19 protein-coding genes are annotated in these 18,535 nt (G+C 67.1%); 12 read left to right on the top strand and 7 right to left on the bottom strand.

Going from position 1 to position 18,535, the window contains the following annotated elements; genetic code table 11:
- Positions 1–61: 61 nt before the first annotated feature.
- From odhB to mdh, 7 genes are all read right to left on the bottom strand, one after another.
- On the bottom strand, positions 62–1,579 hold the full coding sequence (odhB, locus tag SY26_RS04700) for a 2-oxoglutarate dehydrogenase complex dihydrolipoyllysine-residue succinyltransferase (RefSeq protein ID WP_045999440.1): 1,518 nt from the start codon (positions 1,577–1,579) through the stop codon (positions 62–64).
- A 4-nt stretch (positions 1,580–1,583) separates the two neighbouring features.
- A complete protein-coding gene (locus tag SY26_RS04695) occupies positions 1,584–4,550 on the bottom strand; it encodes a 2-oxoglutarate dehydrogenase E1 component (protein WP_045999439.1) in 2,967 nt (988 codons plus the stop codon).
- Between the two features lie 34 nt (positions 4,551–4,584).
- Entirely contained in the window at positions 4,585–4,965 is a 381-nt protein-coding gene (locus SY26_RS04690; protein WP_045999438.1) for a hypothetical protein, read from the bottom strand.
- 65 nt (positions 4,966–5,030) lie between these two features.
- Positions 5,031–5,915, bottom strand: coding sequence for a succinate--CoA ligase subunit alpha (gene sucD, locus SY26_RS04685; RefSeq protein WP_045999684.1), 885 nt, complete (start codon positions 5,913–5,915; stop codon positions 5,031–5,033).
- 81 nt (positions 5,916–5,996) lie between these two features.
- Entirely contained in the window at positions 5,997–7,190 is a 1,194-nt protein-coding gene (gene sucC / locus SY26_RS04680) for an ADP-forming succinate--CoA ligase subunit beta (protein WP_045999437.1), read from the bottom strand.
- A gap of 185 nt (positions 7,191–7,375) precedes the next feature.
- Positions 7,376–8,545, bottom strand: coding sequence for a hypothetical protein (locus SY26_RS04675; protein ID WP_052715123.1), 1,170 nt, complete (start codon positions 8,543–8,545; stop codon positions 7,376–7,378).
- A gap of 67 nt (positions 8,546–8,612) precedes the next feature.
- On the bottom strand, positions 8,613–9,575 hold the full coding sequence (gene mdh / locus SY26_RS04670; protein WP_045999436.1) for a malate dehydrogenase: 963 nt from the start codon (positions 9,573–9,575) through the stop codon (positions 8,613–8,615).
- 166 nt (positions 9,576–9,741) lie between these two features.
- Here mdh and SY26_RS04665 point away from each other — a divergent pair, with 166 nt between their 5' ends.
- From SY26_RS04665 to SY26_RS04610, 12 genes are all read left to right on the top strand, one after another.
- The gene (locus SY26_RS04665; RefSeq protein WP_084693706.1) at positions 9,742–10,482 is read left to right on the top strand and encodes a sulfite exporter TauE/SafE family protein; all 741 of its coding nucleotides are present in this window, start codon (positions 9,742–9,744) and stop codon (positions 10,480–10,482) included.
- A gap of 82 nt (positions 10,483–10,564) precedes the next feature.
- Positions 10,565–11,407 (top strand): CoA ester lyase, encoded by an 843-nt coding sequence (locus SY26_RS04660; protein ID WP_045999434.1) that lies wholly within the window; start codon positions 10,565–10,567, stop codon positions 11,405–11,407.
- A 42-nt stretch (positions 11,408–11,449) separates the two neighbouring features.
- Complete coding sequence (locus SY26_RS04655) at positions 11,450–12,001, top strand: NnrU family protein (protein ID WP_045999433.1); 552 nt, start codon at positions 11,450–11,452, stop codon at positions 11,999–12,001.
- A 1-nt stretch (position 12,002) separates the two neighbouring features.
- Positions 12,003–12,209 (top strand): DUF1737 domain-containing protein, encoded by a 207-nt coding sequence (locus tag SY26_RS04650; protein WP_045999432.1) that lies wholly within the window; start codon positions 12,003–12,005, stop codon positions 12,207–12,209.
- On the top strand, positions 12,206–13,240 hold the full coding sequence (locus tag SY26_RS04645) for a MaoC family dehydratase (protein ID WP_045999431.1): 1,035 nt from the start codon (positions 12,206–12,208) through the stop codon (positions 13,238–13,240). Before SY26_RS04650 ends, SY26_RS04645 begins: the two co-directional genes overlap by 4 nt.
- Positions 13,241–13,485: 245 nt before the next feature.
- Positions 13,486–13,878 (top strand): succinate dehydrogenase, cytochrome b556 subunit, encoded by a 393-nt coding sequence (gene sdhC / locus SY26_RS04640; protein ID WP_045999430.1) that lies wholly within the window; start codon positions 13,486–13,488, stop codon positions 13,876–13,878.
- Positions 13,879–13,885: 7 nt separating this feature from the next.
- A complete protein-coding gene (locus SY26_RS04635; protein WP_045999429.1) occupies positions 13,886–14,275 on the top strand; it encodes a succinate dehydrogenase, hydrophobic membrane anchor protein in 390 nt (129 codons plus the stop codon).
- 7 nt (positions 14,276–14,282) lie between these two features.
- Positions 14,283–16,085 carry a succinate dehydrogenase flavoprotein subunit gene (gene sdhA / locus SY26_RS04630; protein ID WP_045999428.1) on the top strand — a complete coding sequence of 601 codons (1,803 nt, stop codon included), beginning with the start codon at positions 14,283–14,285 and terminating at the stop codon, positions 16,083–16,085.
- Positions 16,085–16,453: a hypothetical protein gene (locus SY26_RS04625; RefSeq protein ID WP_052715122.1), complete on the top strand. Its 369-nt coding sequence runs from the start codon at positions 16,085–16,087 to the stop codon at positions 16,451–16,453. Before sdhA ends, SY26_RS04625 begins: the two co-directional genes overlap by 1 nt.
- A 4-nt stretch (positions 16,454–16,457) precedes the next feature.
- A complete protein-coding gene (locus SY26_RS04620) occupies positions 16,458–16,772 on the top strand; it encodes a hypothetical protein (RefSeq protein ID WP_045999427.1) in 315 nt (104 codons plus the stop codon).
- Positions 16,769–17,593 carry a hypothetical protein gene (locus SY26_RS04615; RefSeq protein WP_045999426.1) on the top strand — a complete coding sequence of 275 codons (825 nt, stop codon included), beginning with the start codon at positions 16,769–16,771 and terminating at the stop codon, positions 17,591–17,593. Before SY26_RS04620 ends, SY26_RS04615 begins: the two co-directional genes overlap by 4 nt.
- Before the next feature lie 12 nt (positions 17,594–17,605).
- A complete protein-coding gene (locus tag SY26_RS04610) occupies positions 17,606–18,385 on the top strand; it encodes a succinate dehydrogenase iron-sulfur subunit (RefSeq protein ID WP_045999425.1) in 780 nt (259 codons plus the stop codon).
- The last annotated feature ends 150 nt before the right edge of the window (positions 18,386–18,535 follow it).

The following is an 18,535-nucleotide window of genomic DNA, read 5'->3' as shown; positions in this document are numbered from 1 at the left end:
CCTGCGCCGGTGGCAGCGCAAGCCCGTGGTGCGAGAGGGCCCCAAAGGGCCCCCGGCGGGATCAGAGATCCATCAGCAGGCGGCGCGGATCCTCCAGCGCTTCCTTGACGCGGACGAGGAAGGTCACGGCGCCCTTGCCGTCGACGATCCGGTGGTCATAGGACAGTGCCAGGTACATCATCGGACGGATGACGATCTGACCGCCGACGACCACGGGGCGCTCCTGGATCTTGTGCATGCCCAGGATGCCCGACTGCGGGGGGTTCAGGATCGGCGACGACATCAACGAGCCGTAGACGCCGCCGTTCGAGATGGTGAAGGTGCCGCCCTGCATCTCGGCCATGGACAGCTTGCCGTCGCGGCCCTTCAGGCCCAGCTCGCCGATCTCCTTCTCGATGGCGGCAAAGCCCTTCTGGTCGGCGTCGCGCACGACCGGCACGACCAGACCCGAAGGCGTGCCCACCGCGACACCCATGTTGACGTAGTTCTTGTAGACCACGTCGGTGCCGTCGATCTCGGCATTGACCTCGGGGACTTCCTTGAGCGCGTGGCAGCAAGCCTTCACGAAGAAGGACATGAAGCCCAGCTTGACCTTGTGCTTCTTCTCGAAGGCGTCCTTGTACTCGTTGCGCAGGCCCATGATCGCGGACATGTCGACCTCGTTGTAGGTCGTCAGCATCGCGGCGGTGTTCTGTGCGTCCTTCAGGCGGCGGGCGATGGTCTGGCGCAGGCGGGTCATCTTGACCCGCTCCTCACGCGCAGCATCCTCGGCCGGGCGGGGGGCGGCGGGGGCCTTCGCGGCGGGGGCGGGGGTCGCCTTGGCCTTGGCCACGTCCTCCTTCATCACGCGGCCGTCACGGCCCGAACCCTGGACCTGGTCGCGGCTGACGCCCTTCTCGGCCATGGCTTTCTTGGCCGAGGGTGCATCCTCGACGTCGCGCGGCTTGGTCTCCTCGGGGCCGGCATTCGGCAGGACGGTCTCCTGCGCATCCGACGCCTTGGGCGCCGCGGTGCCGGCGGCACCCTCGGTGATGATCGCCAGGCGCGCCTTGGCGTCGACGGTCGCGCCTTCCTCGGCCAGGATCTCGGCCAGGACACCCGCGGCAGGGGCCGGGACCTCGACCGAGACCTTGTCGGTCTCCAGCTCGCACAGCATCTCGTCGGCCTCGACGCGGTCGCCCGGCTTCTTGAACCAGGTGGCGACGGTCGCCTCGGTCACGCTTTCGCCCAGGGACGGGACCATCACGTCCACGGAATTGCCGCTCATTGTCTTCTGTTCCTCGGTCTTTTCGGCCGGTGCTTCGGCCTTGGCAGGTTTCGGGGCGGGGGCGGCGGCTTCGCCACCCTCGCTGATCTGGGCCAGCAGCGCGTCGGGCCCGACCGTCTCGCCCTCGGCGGCGACGATCTCGGCCAGGGTGCCGGCGGCGGGGCTGGGCACCTCGACGGTGACCTTGTCGGTCTCCAGCTCGCACAGCATCTCGTCGACCTCGACGCGGTCTCCGGGCTTCTTGAACCAGGTGGCGATGGTGGCCTCGGTGACGGATTCGCCCAGGGCGGGCACGCGGACTTCGGTGGTCATCGGATCATCCTTCAAGGTTCAGGGCGTTGGCGACCAGCGCCTCTTGTTCGGCCTTGTGGCGCGATGCCAGGCCCGTGGCGACCGAGGCCGCGGCGTTCCGGCCCGCATAGCGCGCGCGGGTGTGCTTGGCGCCAAGCCGCTCCAGCACCCATTCCAGATAGGGCTCGACGAAGCTCCAGCCGCCCTGGTTCTTGGGCTCCTCCTGGCACCACACGACCTCGGCCTGCTTGAAGCGACCCAGTTCCTTGACCATCGACTGTGCCGGGAACGGATAGAACTGCTCCAGGCGCAGCAGATAGGTGTCGGTGATGCCGGCCTCGTCGCGCGCCTTCAGCAGGTCGTAATAGACCTTGCCCGAACACACCACGACGCGCTTGATCTGGTCGTCGGCCACCAGCTTGGTGTCCGAACGGCCGCGCTGCGCGTCGTCCCACAGCACGCGGTGGAAGGTCGAACCCGACTGGAACTCCTCGGCGCGGCTGATGGCCAGCGGGTGGCGCAGCAGCGATTTCGGCGTCATCAGCACCAGCGGCTTGCGGAAGCCGCGGTGGATCTGCCGGCGCAGGATGTGGAAGTAGTTCGCGGGCGTGGTGCAGTTCGCGACGATCCAGTTGTCCTCGGCGCATTGCTGCAGGAACCGTTCCAGACGGGCCGAGCTGTGCTCGGGGCCCTGGCCCTCGAAGCCGTGCGGCAGCAGCATCACCAGGCCGGACATGCGCAGCCATTTCTTCTCGCCTGAGGAAATGAACTGATCGAACATGATCTGCGCGCCGTTGGCGAAATCGCCGAATTGCGCCTCCCACAGGGTCAGCGTGTTGGGTTCGGCCAGCGAATAGCCGTATTCGAAACCCAGCACCGCGTATTCCGACAGCATGCTGTCGATGACCTCATAGCGGGCCTGACCCTCGGCGATGTTGTTCAGCGGATAGTAACGGTCCTCGGACTTCTGGTCGATGAAGGCCGAATGCCGCTGGCTGAACGTGCCGCGGGTGCTGTCCTGACCGGACAGGCGCACGCCATGCCCCTCGGTCACCAGCGAACCGAAGGCCAGCGCCTCGGCCGTGGCCCAGTCAAAGCCTTCGCCCGTCTCGAACATCTGCTTCTTGGCTTCCAGCAGGCGGCCCACGGTCTTGTGCAGGGTCAGCCCATCCGGCGCGTTGGTCAGCGCACGGCCGACCTGGGTCATCACCTCGGGGGTGATGCCGGTCTCGCCGGCGATATAGTCCGTGCCCTCGCGGTTCAGGCCCGACCACTTGCCGTCCAGCCAGTCGGCCTTGTTCGGCTTGTAGTTCTTGCCGATCTCGAACTCTTCGTTCAGGTGCGCCTGGAAGGCGGCCTTCATGTCCTCGATCTCGCCCTCGGGGATCAGCCCGTCGGCGACCAGGCGTTCGGTGTACAGCTGCAGCGTGGTCTTTTGCGCCTTGATCTTGGTGTACATCGCCGGGTTCGTGAACATCGGCTCGTCGCCTTCGTTGTGACCGAAGCGGCGATAGCAGATGATGTCCAGAACCACGTCCTTGCGGAACTTCTGGCGGAACTCGATGGCCACGCGGGCGGCATGGACCACGGCCTCGGGGTCGTCGCCGTTCACGTGGAAGATCGGCGCCTCGACCATCAGTGCGATGTCGGTCGGATAGGGCGAGGTGCGGCTGAACGCCGGCGCGGTGGTAAAGCCGATCTGGTTGTTCACGACGATGTGGATGCAGCCGCCCGTGCGGTGACCGCGGATGCCCGACAGCTGCAGGCATTCGGCCACGACGCCCTGGCCCGCAAAGGCCGCGTCGCCGTGCAGCAGGATCGGCAGGACCGAGCTGCGGTCCGTCAGGTCGCCCAGCTGGTCGCCCTTGGCGCGCGCCTTGCCCAGCACGACCGGGTTCACGGCCTCCAGGTGGCTGGGGTTGGCGGTCAGCGACAGGTGGACATTGTTGCCGTCGAATTCACGGTCGGCGCTGGCGCCCAGGTGGTATTTCACGTCGCCCGAACCGTCCACATCCTCGGGCTTGAAGCTGCCGCCCTGGAACTCGTGGAAGATCGCGCGATAGGGCTTAGACAGCACGTTGGCCAGGACCGACAGGCGGCCGCGGTGCGGCATGCCGAACACGATCTCCTTCACGCCAAGCGCACCGCCGCGCTTGATGATCTGCTCCATCGCGGGGATCAGCGCCTCGCCGCCGTCCAGGCCAAAGCGCTTGGTGCCCATGTACTTGACGTGCAGGAACTTCTCAAAGCCCTCGGCTTCGACCAGCTTGTTCAGGATGGCGCGGCGGCCTTCGCGGGTGAAGGCGATCTCCTTGCCGTAACCCTCGATCCGCTCCTTCAGCCAGGCGGCTTCCTCGGGGTTCGAAATGTGCATGTACTGCAGCGCGAACGTGCCGCAATAGGTGCGGGTCATCAGGTCGGTGATCTGGCGGATCGACGCGATCTCCAGGCCCAGGACGTTGTCGATGAAGATCGGACGGTCCATGTCGCCGGGACCGAAGCCATAGGTCGAGGGCTTCAGCTCGCCATGATCGGGCACTTCGCGCAGGCCCAGGGGGTCCAGCTGCGCGTGCAGGTGTCCGCGGATGCGGAAGGCGCGGATCAGCATCAGCGCGCGGATGCTGTCCAGCACGGCCTGACGCATCTGGTCGGTCGACAGCTTCAGGCCCTTTTCCTCGGCCTTGGCGGCGATCTTCTTGATCGCGGCGTCGGCGTCGCCCTTGGACGCGGAGGGCCATTCGCCGGTCAGGGCGCTGGTGGTGTCATCCTGTGGGACCGGCGGCCAGTCGGCGCGCTTCCAGCTTGCACCCTCGGATTCGCGGACGGCCACGTCCTGATCGTCGCCAAGCGAGCGGAAGAAGCTGTCCCAGGCTTCGTCCACCGCGCCTGCGTCCTTGGCCCACTGGCCGTACAACTGCTCCACATAGGCCGCGTTATGGCCCTGCAGGAACGAGGAATCGTGGAAATCGGTGTTCTTTGGCTGGTCGGTCATGGCTGGTCCCCGTTCAGGGCAAATATGGGTTGAATCAGGCGCAGTAGATGTCGAAGATGCGGGCGCCGGGATCGGCGGTCGGGTCAAGCCGGGGCTGCTGCTGGATCCGCAGCGGGGCCCGACGTTCAAGGCCGCACAGCGCGACGGCGGTGCGGCTTTCGGCATTCGGCGGGGCATAGGCGGGGCGATAGATCACCCGCCACCCGAAATCCCGCCGTGATACGGTGCGCACCGATTCTGGCGGCAGGCCGCTGGCCTGGTGCAGGTTGGTGCGCGCCGGGATGCCGCCGGGCAGGATGTCGTTGGTCATCCTGTCCCCGCAGCCCGCAAGGCCCAGCAGCGCCACAAGCGACAGCCACCGGCCCGCGCGGGGTGCGGATGCTGTCATGTCGTGATGGCCTGCCTGCTGGTCCACGGTCTTTCCCTTTGCGTCAATCCGCCCCCCAACAGGTGGGTACCGGGGGGCGGACTGTCAAATCATCAACCCTTGATCGCCTTCAGCACGGCCTCGCCCAGGCCCGCGGGGCTGTCGGCGACGATGATGCCGGCCTTCTTCATGGCCTCGATCTTGGATTCCGCGTCGCCCTTGCCGCCCGACACGATCGCGCCGGCATGGCCCATGCGACGGCCCGGAGGCGCGGTGCGGCCCGCGATGAAGCCCGCGGTGGGCTTCCACTTGCCCTTGCGCTTCTGCTCGGCCAGGAACTCGGCGGCCTCTTCCTCGGCCGATCCGCCGATCTCGCCGATCATGATGATCGACTCGGTCTCGGGATCGTCCAGGAACATCTGCAGCACGTCGATATGCTCCATGCCCTTGATCGGGTCGCCGCCGATGCCGACCGCCGAGGACTGGCCCAGGCCCACGTCCGAGGTCTGCTTGACCGCCTCATAGGTCAGCGTGCCCGAACGCGACACGACGCCCACCGACCCGCGGCGGAAGATGCTGCCCGGCATGATGCCGATCTTGCATTCGTCGGGGGTCATGATGCCGGGGCAATTCGGCCCGATCAGGCGCGATTGCGATCCGGCCAGCGCGCGCTTGACGCGCATCATGTCCAGCACCGGGATGCCTTCGGTGATGCAGACGATCAGCGGGATCTGCGCGTCGATGGCTTCCAGGATCGAATCCGCCGCGAACGGGGGCGGGACATAGATCACGGACGCATTGGCGCCGGTCTTGGCCACGGCCTCGTGGACCGAGTTGAAGACGGGCATGCCCAGGTGATCCGTGCCGCCCTTGCCCGGCGTCACGCCACCGACCATCTGCGTGCCATAGGCGATCGCCTGTTCGGTGTGGAAGGTGCCCTGGGATCCGGTGATCCCCTGGCAGATGACTTTGGTATTCTTGTCGACGAGAACGGCCATCATGGCCTCCTTGCGTAAGCGGCGCCAGACGCACCGCGATGTTCCAGAGGAGGACGCGCGTGACCCGCGCGCCCGGATGGATCAGCCCTTGACCGCTTTCACGATCTTCTCGGCGCCGTCCTTGAGGTCGTCGGCGGCGATCACGTTCAGGCCGCTGTTGGCAATGATCTCCTTGCCCAGCTCGACGTTGGTGCCTTCCAGGCGGACGACCAGCGGGACCTGTAGACCGACTTCCTTCACGGCGGCGATGATGCCCTCCGCGATGATGTCGCAGCGCATGATGCCGCCGAAGATGTTGACCAGGATGCCCTTGACGTTCGGGTCGCTGGTGATGATCTTGAACGCCTCGGTGACCTTCTCGGTCGTGGCGCCTCCGCCGACGTCCAGGAAGTTGGCGGGCTCGGCGCCGAACAGCTTGATGATGTCCATCGTGGCCATCGCCAGGCCTGCGCCGTTCACCATGCAGCCGATCTCGCCGTCCAGCGCGATGTAGTTCAGGTCGAACTTGGAGGCGGCCAGCTCCTTGCTGTCCTCCTCGGTCTCGTCACGCAGCGCCATGATGTCGGGCTGGCGATAGAGCGCGTTGTTGTCAAAGCCCATCTTGGCGTCCAGGCACTTGATCTGGCCTTCGGGCGTGACGATCAGCGGGTTGATCTCCAGCATCTCCATGTCCTTCTCGATGAACATGCGATACAGGTTCTTGACCAGGGCCACGCACTGCTTGACCTGCGCGCCTTCCAGACCCAGGGCAAAGGCCACGCGGCGGCCGTGGAAGTCCGACAGGCCCGACGCCGGATCGACGCTGAAGCTGACGATCTTCTCGGGCGTGTGCTCGGCCACTTCCTCGATGTCCATGCCGCCCTCGGTCGAAGCGACGAAGCTGACGCGCGAGGTCTGGCGGTCCACCAGCAGGGCCAGATACAGCTCGCGCGCGATGTCGCTGCCGTCCTCGATATAGATGCGGTTGACCTGCTTGCCGGCCGGTCCGGTCTGGTGCGTGACCAGGGTGCGGCCCAGCATCTGGCGGGTCAGCTCCTCGGCTTCCTCGACCGACTTGGCCAGGCGGACGCCGCCCTTCTCACCGGCCGCAGCCTCGGTGAAATGGCCCTTGCCACGGCCACCGGCGTGGATCTGCGCCTTGACGACCCACAGCGGACCGTCCATCTCGCTGGCGCAGGTCTTGGCCTCGTCGGCCTTCATCACGATGCGGCCTTCGCTGACGGGCGCGCCGTATTGACGCAGCAGCGCCTTGGCCTGGTATTCGTGGATGTTCATCTCGACCCCCTCATTCGGTTCGACAGATTTGGGGCCTTGTGCCACGCATGAAGGGCACACAGAAACGAATTCCCCGTAAAATGCCGAAAACCGGCGGGAAGCCGCCGAATGTGATCACAGCCAGATTTGCCGTGATCACAAACATCCGCGCCGATAGCGCAAGCAGGTTGATTCGCGCGCCGCGGTCAGTTCAACAGCAGCATGTAAAGCCCCGCCCGGCCCTGAAAGCCGTTTAGGAACCGGTCCCAGTTGTCGCGCCCGACGGTCAGGCCGGGGCGGGCATAGGGCAGGGCGGCGTTGCCCTGGACCCAGTCCGCCACATCGACCGGGCGCGGATCGTCCAGCCACATCGCCAGGTCGACCCCATGTCCGGGGGCAAAGCGCCAGAAGGGGATCAGCATCCGTCCGGCCAGTGCCTGGTCGACCTCGTCCAGGATCGCCAGCCACATCGACCCCGTCTCCGGCGGCAGGGCAAAGCCAAGCGCCGCCTGCTGGGCATCGTTGGGAATCCATTCGCGGTCGTTGTCGGTCTCTTGCGCGACCTCGGTCCAGAAGACGCGGTTGGCGGCGACCATCGCCCGCAGATGATCCCCCGCGGCGCGGGTCAGCGCAGGGTCGGGCTGGCGGCGCAGCGTCTGGATCACCACCGCCACCCGGTCCACGATCGGACCGAAGGCGCGGGCCTGCATGTCGAAATTGGGCGCGCGGGCCATCTGGCCGGGCGGTTCGGCAAACTGTTCGGCCAGCGCCGCATCCAGCGCGATCCGCTGCGCCAGCGCGGGTTCGGGATCGAAGGCCAGGATCAGCGTCGCCACGCCGTCGATCAGGTGCGTATAGGCACGCAGCCAATGGATGTCGGCGGCGTCGAACCGCACCACAGCCGGGCCTTCGGGCAAGGGCAGGCTCGACAGCGCCGCCAGATCCTCGGTCGGACCGCGCGTGCCGTCGCCGTCGACGTCCAGCCACAGGTCGCGCAGGTCAAGGGTCAGCGTCGCGGGGCCGTCGGGCAGGGCGTCGCGGGTGTCCTGCATGGCCTGCGACAGGTCGCGCATCATCGCGGTGACGAAATCGGCCATCATCGGCTGCGGATCGGGGTTCGGCGGCAGCGTCGCCCCCAGCAACGGCAGGGGCACCAGCGGGTCCGTCGCGCCGATCCGGTGGCGGGCCTGGAACGCGGCCTCGACCCCGCCCAGGAACCGTGTCGCGGCGATGGCCAGGTCGCGATCGGCCGAGGGCGCCTGCGCTTGCAGCTGCGTCCGTGCCCCCGCCAGGCCCCGGTCCGCGATCAGGGCCGACGTCTCCTGCGCCAGGGCGGGCGCGGCAAGCAGCGACAGGACGGCAAGAAGACAGCGCATGGCATACCTGAAACGGGAAACGGCGCGCCGATCATGGCGCGCCGTTCCGGGATTTCGCAAGCGAAGATCAGGCCAGCGAGGAATCGATGCCCTTGCAGGCTTCGACCAAGCCCTTCACGGCCTCGATCGACTTGTCCATCATCGCCTGCTCGTCGCGGTCCAGCTTGATGTCGATGATCTTTTCCACGCCGCCGGCGCCGATCACGGTCGGCACGCCGACATACATGCCCTTCAGGCCATAGGCACCGTCCACATGCGCCGCGCAGGGCAGGACGCGCTTCTGATCCTTCAGATAGGCCTCGGCCATCTCGATGGCGCTGGTCGCGGGGGCATAGAACGCGCTGCCGGTCTTCAGCAGGCCCACGATCTCGGCGCCGCCGTCGCGGGTACGCTGAACGATGCCGTCCAGTTTCTCCTGCGTGGTCCAGCCCATCTTGACCAGGTCGGGCAGCGGGATGCCGGCCACGGTGGAATAGCGGGTCAGCGGCACCATCGTGTCGCCATGGCCGCCCAGCACGAAGGCCGTCACGTCACGCATCGACACGTTGAACTCCAGCGACAGGAAGTGACGGAAGCGCGCCGAATCCAGCACGCCGGCCATGCCGCAGACCTTGTTGTGGGGCAGGCCGCTGAACTCGCGCAGCGCCCAGACCATCGCGTCAAGCGGGTTGGTGATGCAGATCACGAAGGCGTCGGGGGCGTGCTTGGCGATGCCCTCGCCCACGGATTTCATGACCTTGAGGTTGATGCCCAAGAGGTCGTCGCGGCTCATGCCCGGCTTGCGCGGAACGCCCGCGGTCACGATGCAGACGTCGGCGCCGGCGATGTCGGCGTAATCGTTGGCGCCCTTCATGCGGGCGTCGAATCCCTCGGACGGGCCCGATTGCGCGATGTCCAGCGCCTTGCCCTGCGGCGTGCCTTCCGAGATGTCGAACAGGACGACGTCGCCCAGTTCCTTCATCGCGGCCAGATGCGCCAGCGTGCCGCCGATCTGCCCCGCACCGATCAGTGCGATTTTGGGTCGGGCCATGGATAACCTCCGATTGGGTGGTGAAAAGTTGCGGCAGGGGTAAGCGGTCGCGCAAGGAATCGCAAGACGGTCCCACGGCCGGGTGGCATGGTTGTGCTAACACTTGTCTTCATCCCCGCCACGGGCCACAGATTGCACGTCGTGCAGGGAGAGGCCCATGCTGGAATTGTCGGGCGCGGGCTGGGCGCTGGCCGTGATCGCGGCGATCGCGGTGGGCCTGTCCAAGGGCGGGCTGGCCATGGTCGGCATCATCAGCGTGCCCCTGATGTCGCTGGTCATGTCGCCGGTGCAGGCGGCGGGGCTGCTGCTGCCGATCTACGTGGTGTCCGACGTGGGCGGGCTGATCGCGTTCCGCCGCAACCTGGACCGTCGCGTGCTGCTGCTGGCGCTGCCCGGGGCGATGGCGGGAATCGCGGTGGGCTGGGCGACGGCCAGCGTCGTGCCTGTGCGGGGCGTCACGCTGATCGTGGGGGTCATCGGACTGGGATTCGCGCTGAACGCGCTGATCCGACCGGCACTGGACGCCGTGCCCCGGCCCGCGCGGGGCAGGGCGGCCACCATCTGGGGCGGGCTTGCGGGTTACACCAGCTTCGTCAGCCATGCGGGCGCGCCGCTGTGGCAGGTCTATGCCCAGCCCCTGCGTCTGTCGCCGCTGATCTATGCGGGCACGACGACCTGGTTCTTTGCCATCGGCAACTGGGTCAAGCTGATCCCCTATGCCGCCTTGGGCCAACTGTCGCCGGCGAACCTGGCCACGGCGGCAGTGCTGATGCCGGTGTCGCTGGCGGCGGTCTGGGTGGGGCTGCGGCTGGTGCGGATCATTCCGCCCGCGCTGTTCTATCGGCTGATCACCTGGGGTCTACTGGCGGTGTCGCTGCGGCTGATCTGGCAGGGGCTGGCGGGCTGATCGCCGCAGTGCGGCATTTATCGCTTGCCATATATGGCGCAAAGCGGCACCAAGGCGCAACATTGTTGCTCGGAGGTTTCTCATGGCTCGTCCCTACCGCTCGGTTCTGTACATCCCCGCCGCCAATGCCCGTGCGATGGAAAAGGCCCGTGGCCTTGCCGCCGACGCGATCATCTTTGACCTTGAGGATGCCGTGGCCCCCGATGCCAAGGCCGCCGCGCGCGACGCGCTGGCCCAGGCCCTGACCCAGGACTACGGCCCCCGTGCGCGGATCGTGCGCATCAATGCGCTGTCCACGGCATGGGGCGCGGACGATGCCAGCGCCTGCGCCGGGCTGGACATCGATGCGGTGCTGATCCCCAAGGTGGACGGCCCGGACGATCTGGACCGCGTGGCCGCGCTGATCCCCGACACGCCGCTCTGGGCGATGATGGAGACGCCCCTGGGCATGCTGAACGCCGCCGCCATCGCGACGCATCCGCGGCTGGCGGGGATGGTGATGGGCACGAACGACCTGGCCAAGGATCTGGGCAGCCGCTTTCGCGCCGACCGCCTGCCGATGATGGCCGGGCTGGGACTTTGTCTGCTGGCGGCCAAGGCGCATGGGGTGGTGATCGTCGACGGCGTCTTCAACGCCTTCAAGGACGACGACGGCCTGCGCGCGGAATGCGAACAGGGCCGCGACATGGGGTTCGACGGCAAGACCCTGATCCACCCCGCCCAGCTGGACATCGCCAACGCCGCCTTCGCGCCCACCGAGGAGGAGGTCGCCCTGGCCCGCCGCCAGATCGAGGCCTTTGATGCAGCCACCGCGCAGGGGCGGGGTGTCGCCGTCGTCGATGGCCGCATCGTCGAGAACCTGCACGTCGCCACCGCGCGCCAGACGCTGGACCGTGCGCAGGCGATTGCGGCCATGGCGCAATAAGGGCAGTCTGCGCGCCACAAGCTCCAGCAAGAGGAAAGCCAGATGCTGATCCTGATCCTAGGCGTGGCCCTGTGGTGGGCGGCGCATCTCTACAAGCGGGTGGCCCCCGCCAGCCGCGCCTCGATGGGCGAGCGGGGCAAGGGCATGGTCACGGGCCTGTTGGTCCTGTCGATCATCCTGATGGTCATCGGCTATCGCGGGGCCGAGGGCGCGTTCTTCTGGGGGCCGAACCCGGCACTGGTGGGAATCAACAACTTGCTGGTCCTGGTGGCCCTCTATCTGTTCGCGGCCAGCGGCATGAAGACCCGCGTGACCGCGATGACCCGCCACCCGATGCTGTGGGGCTTTGCCCTGTGGGCGGGCGCGCATCTGCTGGTGAACGGCGACACGCCGTCCTTCATCCTGTTCGGCGGCCTCTTGGCCTGGTCCTTCGTCGAGATGGTGGCGATCAACCGCGCCAGCCCCTGGGTCCGCCCGACCGGACCCTTCCCCGCCCGCAAGGAGGCGATGGCCGCCGTCGGCGCCGTCATCGTCATGATCGTGATCGGCCTGATCCACGGCTGGATCGGCCCCTGGCCCTTCGGAGGAGCCTGACATGCCCCTGATCTATCGCTGCATCACCGACGACGACACGTCCAAGTTCTGCCACCGCGTCAGCGAGGCCCTGTCCAAGGGCTGGTCGCTCCATGGCAGCCCGTCCATGGCCCATGACCCGATCAAGGGCGTGATGCGCATGGGGCAGGCCGTCACCAAGGAGATCGAGGCCGAATACCACCCCGACATGAAGCTGGGACAGCAATGACCAAGACCAATCCCGGCCGGTTCTTCGAGGATTACACCGTCGGCCAGACCATCCGCCACGCCGTGCCCCGCACCGTGGCGGAAGGCGAACGGGCGCTGTACCACGCGCTGTATCCGGCGCGGCATGCGCTGTATTCGTCGGACGAATTCGCGATCACCTGCGGGCTGGACGGCAGCCCGCTGGACGATCTGCTGGCCTTTCACACGGTCTTCGGCAAGACGGTGCCCGATGTCAGCCTGAACGCGGTGGCCAATCTGGGATACGCACAGGGGCGCTGGCTGCGGCCGGTCTGGCCGGGCGACACGCTGCGCGCCGAAAGCCAGGTCATCGGCCTGCGGCAGAACTCCAACGGTCAGTCGGGCGTGGTCTGGGTGCGGACCCAGGGGCTGAACCAGGTCGAGGAGGTCGTGCTGGACTATGTCCGGTGGGTCATGGTCCGCAAGCGCGACCCCCAGTCCCCCGCGCCCGAGGCGGTGGTTCCCGACCTGGCCGACAGCGTCGACGCGGCCGACCTGATCGTGCCGGAAGGGTTGAGCTTTGCCGACTACGACTTTGATCTGGCAGGGGAACCGCACCGGTGGGGCGATTATGCTGTGGGCGAGGTCATCGACCATGTCGACGCTGTCACCATCGAGGAGGCCGAGCACATGCTGGCCACCCGCCTGTGGCAGAACACGGCCAAGGTGCATTTCGACGCCACGCATCGTCCCGACGGGCGGCGGCTGATCTATGGCGGCCATGTCATCAGCCTGGCGCGCGCGCTGTCCTTCAACGGGTTGGCCAACGCGCAGATGATCGTGGCGCTGAATGCCGGCGCGCATGCCAATCCATGCTTTGCCGGCGATACGGTGCGCGCCTGGTCCCAGGTGCTGGACCGTGCGCCGACGGATGCGCCGGGCGTCGGCGCGATCCGCCTGCGGCTGGTCGCGACGCGGAACGGCGCGCCGGCTGGCATCCTGCGCGACGATCAGGGCAAGTACCTGCCGGACGTGCTGCTGGATCTGGACTATTGGGCGCTGATGCCGGTGTGACGGCGCGTCGAGTCGCAACGTTTCGATGTCCGCCGCTAACGGCGGGACACCTGTGATCACAGCCGCCGTGCCTGTGATCACAAAGCCCCATTTCCGCGTCATTTGCGCGCGCGGGGTGGTATCTGCGGATGACAGATGGCATCTGTAGCGTCAAGAACGGCACCAATCGCCAGCCCGCGCGGCCAGCCCGGTCCCTTCCGGGCCCCTGCGACGGGACAAGCTGAACCGACAAAGGAGGGCCGCCGATGGCCGACGTGAACCGGGGCAACCGGCCCCTTTCCCCCCATCTTCAGGTCTATCGCCTGCCGATCCCCGCGGTCACCTCGATCCTGACGCGCATCACCGGGCACGCGCTGTCAGCGGGCATCCTGCTGCTGGTCTGGTGGCTGGTCGCCGCGGTCAGCAGCCCCGGCGCCTTCGCCACGGCCGATTGGGTCCTGCGGTCCTGGCTGGGCTTCCTGATCATGACCGGCTCGACCTGGGCGCTGTGGTTCCACGCGCTGTCGGGTGTGCGTCACCTGTTCTACGACAATGGCCTGGGCCTCGAGATCGACGAGGCCAAGCGCGGCTCCTGGGCCATCATCATCGGTTCGGTCGCGCTGACCGTGCTGAGCCTGATCATCTTCTTCATCGGCTGAGGGCATCATGCGTTACATCACCCCCCGCAAGGCCGCCCAGGGTCTGGGCTCTGCCCGCGCCGGCACCGCGCATCACTGGAACATCACGATGAGCAGCTATGCATTGATCGTGCTGACGCCCTTGTTCCTGATCGCAGTGGGCGGCGCCATCGGCCTGCCCCAGGATCAGGTCGTGGCCCATTTCGGCCGACCCTTTCCCGGCATCATCACCGCGTTGTTCGTCATCGTAGGCATGATCCATTTCATCAAGGGCTCTCAGGGCGGGGCGATCGCGGACTATGTCCACGGCACCGCCCAGCAACTGACGATGGTCGCCATCGCGATCTTTGGCTGGGGCGTGATCGCCGCCGCCATCTTTGCGCTGGCCAAGATGGCCTTCACCCTTCCCGCGATCTGAGGACGACATGGCAGCTTACGAAACAATCGTTCATGACTATGACGTGGTCGTCGTCGGGGCCGGCGGCGCGGGTCTGCGCGCGACGCTCGGCATGGCCGAACAGGGGCTGCGCACGGCTTGCGTGACCAAGGTCTTTCCGACGCGCTCGCACACCGTCGCGGCCCAGGGCGGCATCGCCGCGTCGCTGTCCAACATGGGCCCCGACAGCTGGCAATGGCACATGTACGACACCGTCAAGGGGTCGGACTGGCTGGGCGACACCGACGCCATGGAATACCTGGCGCGCGAGGCCCCCAAGGCCGTCTACGAGCTGGAGCATTACGGCGTCCCGTTCAGCCGGACCGAGGACGGCCGCATCTATCAGCGTCCCTTCGGCGGTCACACCACCGAATACGGCGAAGGCCCCCCGGTCCAGCGCACCTGCGCCGCGGCCGACCGCACCGGCCACGCCATCCTGCATACCCTGTACGGCCAGTCGCTGAAGAACAACGCGGAGTTCTTCATCGAATATTTCGCGCTGGATCTGATCATCACCGATGGCCGCTGCACCGGCGTCGTCTGCTGGAAGCTGGACGACGGCACGATGCACGTCTTCAACGCCAAGATGGTGGTGCTGGCGACCGGCGGCTATGGCCGCGCCTATTTCAGTGCGACCAGCGCCCATACCTGCACCGGCGACGGTGGCGGCATGGTCGCCCGCGCGGGCCTGCCGCTGCAGGACATGGAATTCGTGCAGTTCCACCCGACCGGCATCTATGGCTCGGGCTGCCTGATCACGGAAGGCGCGCGGGGCGAGGGCGGTTACCTGACGAACTCGGAAGGTGAGCGGTTCATGGAGCGCTATGCGCCCACCTACAAGGACCTGGCCAGCCGCGACGTCGTCAGCCGCTGCATGACGATGGAGATCCGTGAGGGTCGCGGCGTCGGTCCCGACAAGGACCACATCTTCCTGAACCTGATGCACCTGCCGCCGGAGACGCTGGACCTGCGCCTGCCCGGCATCAGTGAAAGCGCCAAGATCTTTGCCGGTGTCGACCTGACCCGCGCGCCGATCCCGGTCCTGCCGACGGTTCACTACAACATGGGTGGAATTCCCACGAACTATTGGGGCGAAGTCCTTGCGCCGACGGAAGAAAATCCCGACGCGATCTTCCCCGGCCTGATGGCCGTGGGCGAGGCTGGCTGTGCGTCGGTGCATGGTGCGAACCGTCTTGGGTCGAACAGCCTGATCGACCTGGTGGTGTTCGGCCGCGCCGCCGCGATCCGCGCCGGCGAGGTCGTGGACCGTGCCGGTGCCGTTCCCGCGACCAACAAGGTTGAGGTCGACCGCGCGCTGGACCGTTTCGACGGGCTGCGCCATGCCAACGGCACGATGGCCACCGCGGAGCTGCGCGACCAGATGCAGCGCACGATGCAGCTGGATGCCGCCGTCTTCCGCACCGACAAGACCCTGGCCGAGGGCGTGGTCAAGATGGAGGGCATTGCGGGCAAGATGGATGACATCAAGGTCACCGATCGCGGATTGATCTGGAACACGGACCTGATGGAAACGTTGGAGCTGACCAACCTGATGCCCAACGCCCTGACAACGATCGTCGCGGCCGAGGCCCGCAAGGAGAGCCGCGGCGCCCATGCGCACGAGGATTACCCTGAGCGGGATGACGCCAACTGGCGCAAGCATTCGCTTGCCTGGGTCGATGGGAACAAGGTTAAACTGGCCTACCGCCCCGTCCACCTGGAGCCGTTGACCACGGCCGAGGAAGGCGGGATCGACCTGCAAAAGATCGCTCCGAAGAAAAGGGTTTACTGATGCGCTTCAATCTCATCGCCGCTTTCGGCATTGCCGCCGCCACCTTGGCGGGCTGCGTCGCCCCGGTCCCCATGACCGGCCCCGCCGTGCCGACCGCCCCCGGCGTCGCGCCCGCGCCGACCGTGCTGGACGCGGCGTCGCGCCAGATCGCCCGCAACGTCGTCGACAGCGAGATGCAGCGCCGCCTGCCTGGCGTCAACGTCACGCCCTATACCGACTGCGTGGTCAACAACGCCTCGACCGCCGAGCTGATCGACATCGCGCAAATGTCGCGTTCGGGCGTGACCGGCACTGCCGACAGCGTGGCCGCGATCGTGTCGCGTCCGGCGACGACGCAGTGCATCGCCGCCGCGGCGCGCACGGCGTGATCTGATGATCGCGCGGGCAATCTTCGTGGGTCTGCTGCCTGTGGTGGTGGCCTGCGGTCCGGTCCCGGTGGACCAGGCCGAACGAAGCTGCCTGCGCGACGCCGAAATGGCCGAACGCCCGCGCGGCAGCATCGCGATGGGCGTCGGCTCGGGGTCGGGGGGCACACGCGGTTTTGGCAGCGTCGAGCTGGAGATCAGCAGCGACTATATCCGCGGCCGCGATCCGTCCGACGTCTTCAACCGCTGCGTCCAGCGCCGGTCGGGCCAGATGCCCGAGCGTGCGCTGGTCGACCAGCCCGGCTGGCGGGGGACGCGGTGAGCCGTCCGCTGTTCCTGCATGTCGGCGTCCAGAAGACCGGCACCACCAGCCTGCAGCGGTTCCTGCGCCGTTCGGCCCCGGCGCTGGCGGACGCGGTCGTGATCCGCACGCCCGAAGAAGGGACGCCGATGCGTCCGCTTGGACGTGCGGCCATCGCATGCAGTCTTGCACCTGACGATGATCACCGCGCCACGCTGGTCGCGGCGTTTGAGACGGTTCTGGACGGTCTGCCGGACGACGACCGCCCGGTGATCCTGTCCCATGAGAATCTGGCCGGTGCGATGCCCGGCAACGGCGGAGAGACCCGTCTGTTCCCGGCACTGCCCGCGATGCTGGCGACGCTGGTGCAGGTCGCGGCCGATCGCGGCTTTGCTCCGCATGTCGTGATCTATACCCGTCGGATGACGGCGTGGCTTCCATCGGTCTGGGCGCAGGCCGTGCGCACCGACGGCTATGCCTTGACGCTGCCCGAATTCCGCGCGCAGACGTCCGAACTGCCCGGATGGGGCGACCTGCTGCGGCGGTTGGACGGCGCGCTGTCGCCGGTTCCCGTCACCCGGCTGCGTCTGGAGGACGAGGCGGACGCCGATCGTCCCGGCCTTCAGCTGCTGTCGCTGGTGGGCGTCCCTGACGCGCGTTTGGACGCATTGCCGCCGCTGGAATCCCGCGCGATGGAGCGTCTGACGCCCGGCGCCACCGAGTTCCTGCGCCGCCTGAACGGGCTGGCGCTGAACCCTCATGCCCGCGACCGGGTGGCCGATCTGGTGGCCCGGTCGCAACCCCTGTTTGCGGCCCATGTGCCGTCCGAAGGCACTCTCTGAAAGGAGCTACCCATGGTCCAGTTCACCCTGCCCAAGAACAGTCAGATCCGCGTCGGCAAGACCTGGCCCAAGCCCGAGGGCGCAACCAACGTCAAGAAGTTCAAGATCTATCGGTGGGACCCCGAGACCGGCGAGAACCCGCGTCTGGACACGTATTTCGTCGATCTGGACAAGTGCGGGCCGATGATGCTGGACGCCCTGATCAAGATCAAGGCAGAGATCGACCCGACCCTGTCCTTCCGTCGGTCCTGTCGCGAGGGGATCTGCGGGTCCTGCGCGATGGTGATCGACGGCGGCAACAAGCTGGCCTGCATCTTCGGCATCGACGAGGTCAAGGGCGACGTGGCGATCTATCCGTTGCCGCACATGCCGGTGGTCAAGGACCTGGTGCCGGACCTGACGCATTTCTATGCGCAGCACGCGTCGGTGAACCCCTATCTGCAGACCAAGACGCCGACCCCCGGCAAGGAGTGGAAGCAGTCGATCGAGGACCGCAAGAAGCTGGACGGTCTGTACGAATGCATCCTGTGCGCCTCTTGTTCGACGGCCTGCCCGTCCTACTGGTGGAACGGCGATCGGTACCTGGGGCCGGCCGCGCTGCTGCACGCCTATCGCTGGATCATCGACAGCCGCGACGAGGCCACGGGCGAGCGTCTGGACGAGCTGGAGGATCCCTTCAAGCTGTACCGCTGCCACACGATCATGAACTGCACCAACACCTGCCCCAAGGGGTTGAACCCCGCCAAGGCCATCGCGTCGATCAAGCACATGATGGTGGAACGCGCGGTCTGATCTGCGTCCCGCGACGGAGGGCGGGGGGCCAGCCCCCCGCACCCCCCGGTGTCGAGCGGTGCCGGTGTCTTAGCTGAGACCCAGGNCCCCCCCCGCCGAGGGGACGTACCGTCCCCTCGCGCTCCCCTGCGGCAGGGCGGACATGCAAAG

This window comes from Paracoccus sp. 228, assembly GCF_000967825.1.
Classification (GTDB): domain Bacteria; phylum Pseudomonadota; class Alphaproteobacteria; order Rhodobacterales; family Rhodobacteraceae; genus Paracoccus; species Paracoccus marcusii.
Note: the sequence above shows the minus strand (reverse complement) of the source record. Positions and strands in the feature narration are given on the sequence as shown.

Coding starts and splice junctions, on each gene's coding strand:
- odhB (WP_045999440.1), bottom strand. CDS start 1,579: ATGACCACCGAAGTCCGCGTGCCCGCCCTGGGCGAATCCGTCACCGAG.
- SY26_RS04695 (WP_045999439.1), bottom strand. CDS start 4,550: ATGACCGACCAGCCAAAGAACACCGATTTCCACGATTCCTCGTTCCTG.
- sucD (WP_045999684.1), bottom strand. CDS start 5,915: ATGGCCGTTCTCGTCGACAAGAATACCAAAGTCATCTGCCAGGGGATC.
- sucC (WP_045999437.1), bottom strand. CDS start 7,190: ATGAACATCCACGAATACCAGGCCAAGGCGCTGCTGCGTCAATACGGC.
- SY26_RS04675 (WP_052715123.1), bottom strand. CDS start 8,545: ATGCGCTGTCTTCTTGCCGTCCTGTCGCTGCTTGCCGCGCCCGCCCTG.
- mdh (WP_045999436.1), bottom strand. CDS start 9,575: ATGGCCCGACCCAAAATCGCACTGATCGGTGCGGGGCAGATCGGCGGC.
- SY26_RS04660 (WP_045999434.1), top strand. CDS start 10,565: ATGGCTCGTCCCTACCGCTCGGTTCTGTACATCCCCGCCGCCAATGCC.
- SY26_RS04655 (WP_045999433.1), top strand. CDS start 11,450: ATGCTGATCCTGATCCTAGGCGTGGCCCTGTGGTGGGCGGCGCATCTC.
- SY26_RS04650 (WP_045999432.1), top strand. CDS start 12,003: ATGCCCCTGATCTATCGCTGCATCACCGACGACGACACGTCCAAGTTC.
- SY26_RS04645 (WP_045999431.1), top strand. CDS start 12,206: ATGACCAAGACCAATCCCGGCCGGTTCTTCGAGGATTACACCGTCGGC.
- sdhC (WP_045999430.1), top strand. CDS start 13,486: ATGGCCGACGTGAACCGGGGCAACCGGCCCCTTTCCCCCCATCTTCAG.
- SY26_RS04635 (WP_045999429.1), top strand. CDS start 13,886: ATGCGTTACATCACCCCCCGCAAGGCCGCCCAGGGTCTGGGCTCTGCC.
- sdhA (WP_045999428.1), top strand. CDS start 14,283: ATGGCAGCTTACGAAACAATCGTTCATGACTATGACGTGGTCGTCGTC.
- SY26_RS04625 (WP_052715122.1), top strand. CDS start 16,085: ATGCGCTTCAATCTCATCGCCGCTTTCGGCATTGCCGCCGCCACCTTG.
- SY26_RS04620 (WP_045999427.1), top strand. CDS start 16,458: ATGATCGCGCGGGCAATCTTCGTGGGTCTGCTGCCTGTGGTGGTGGCC.
- SY26_RS04610 (WP_045999425.1), top strand. CDS start 17,606: ATGGTCCAGTTCACCCTGCCCAAGAACAGTCAGATCCGCGTCGGCAAG.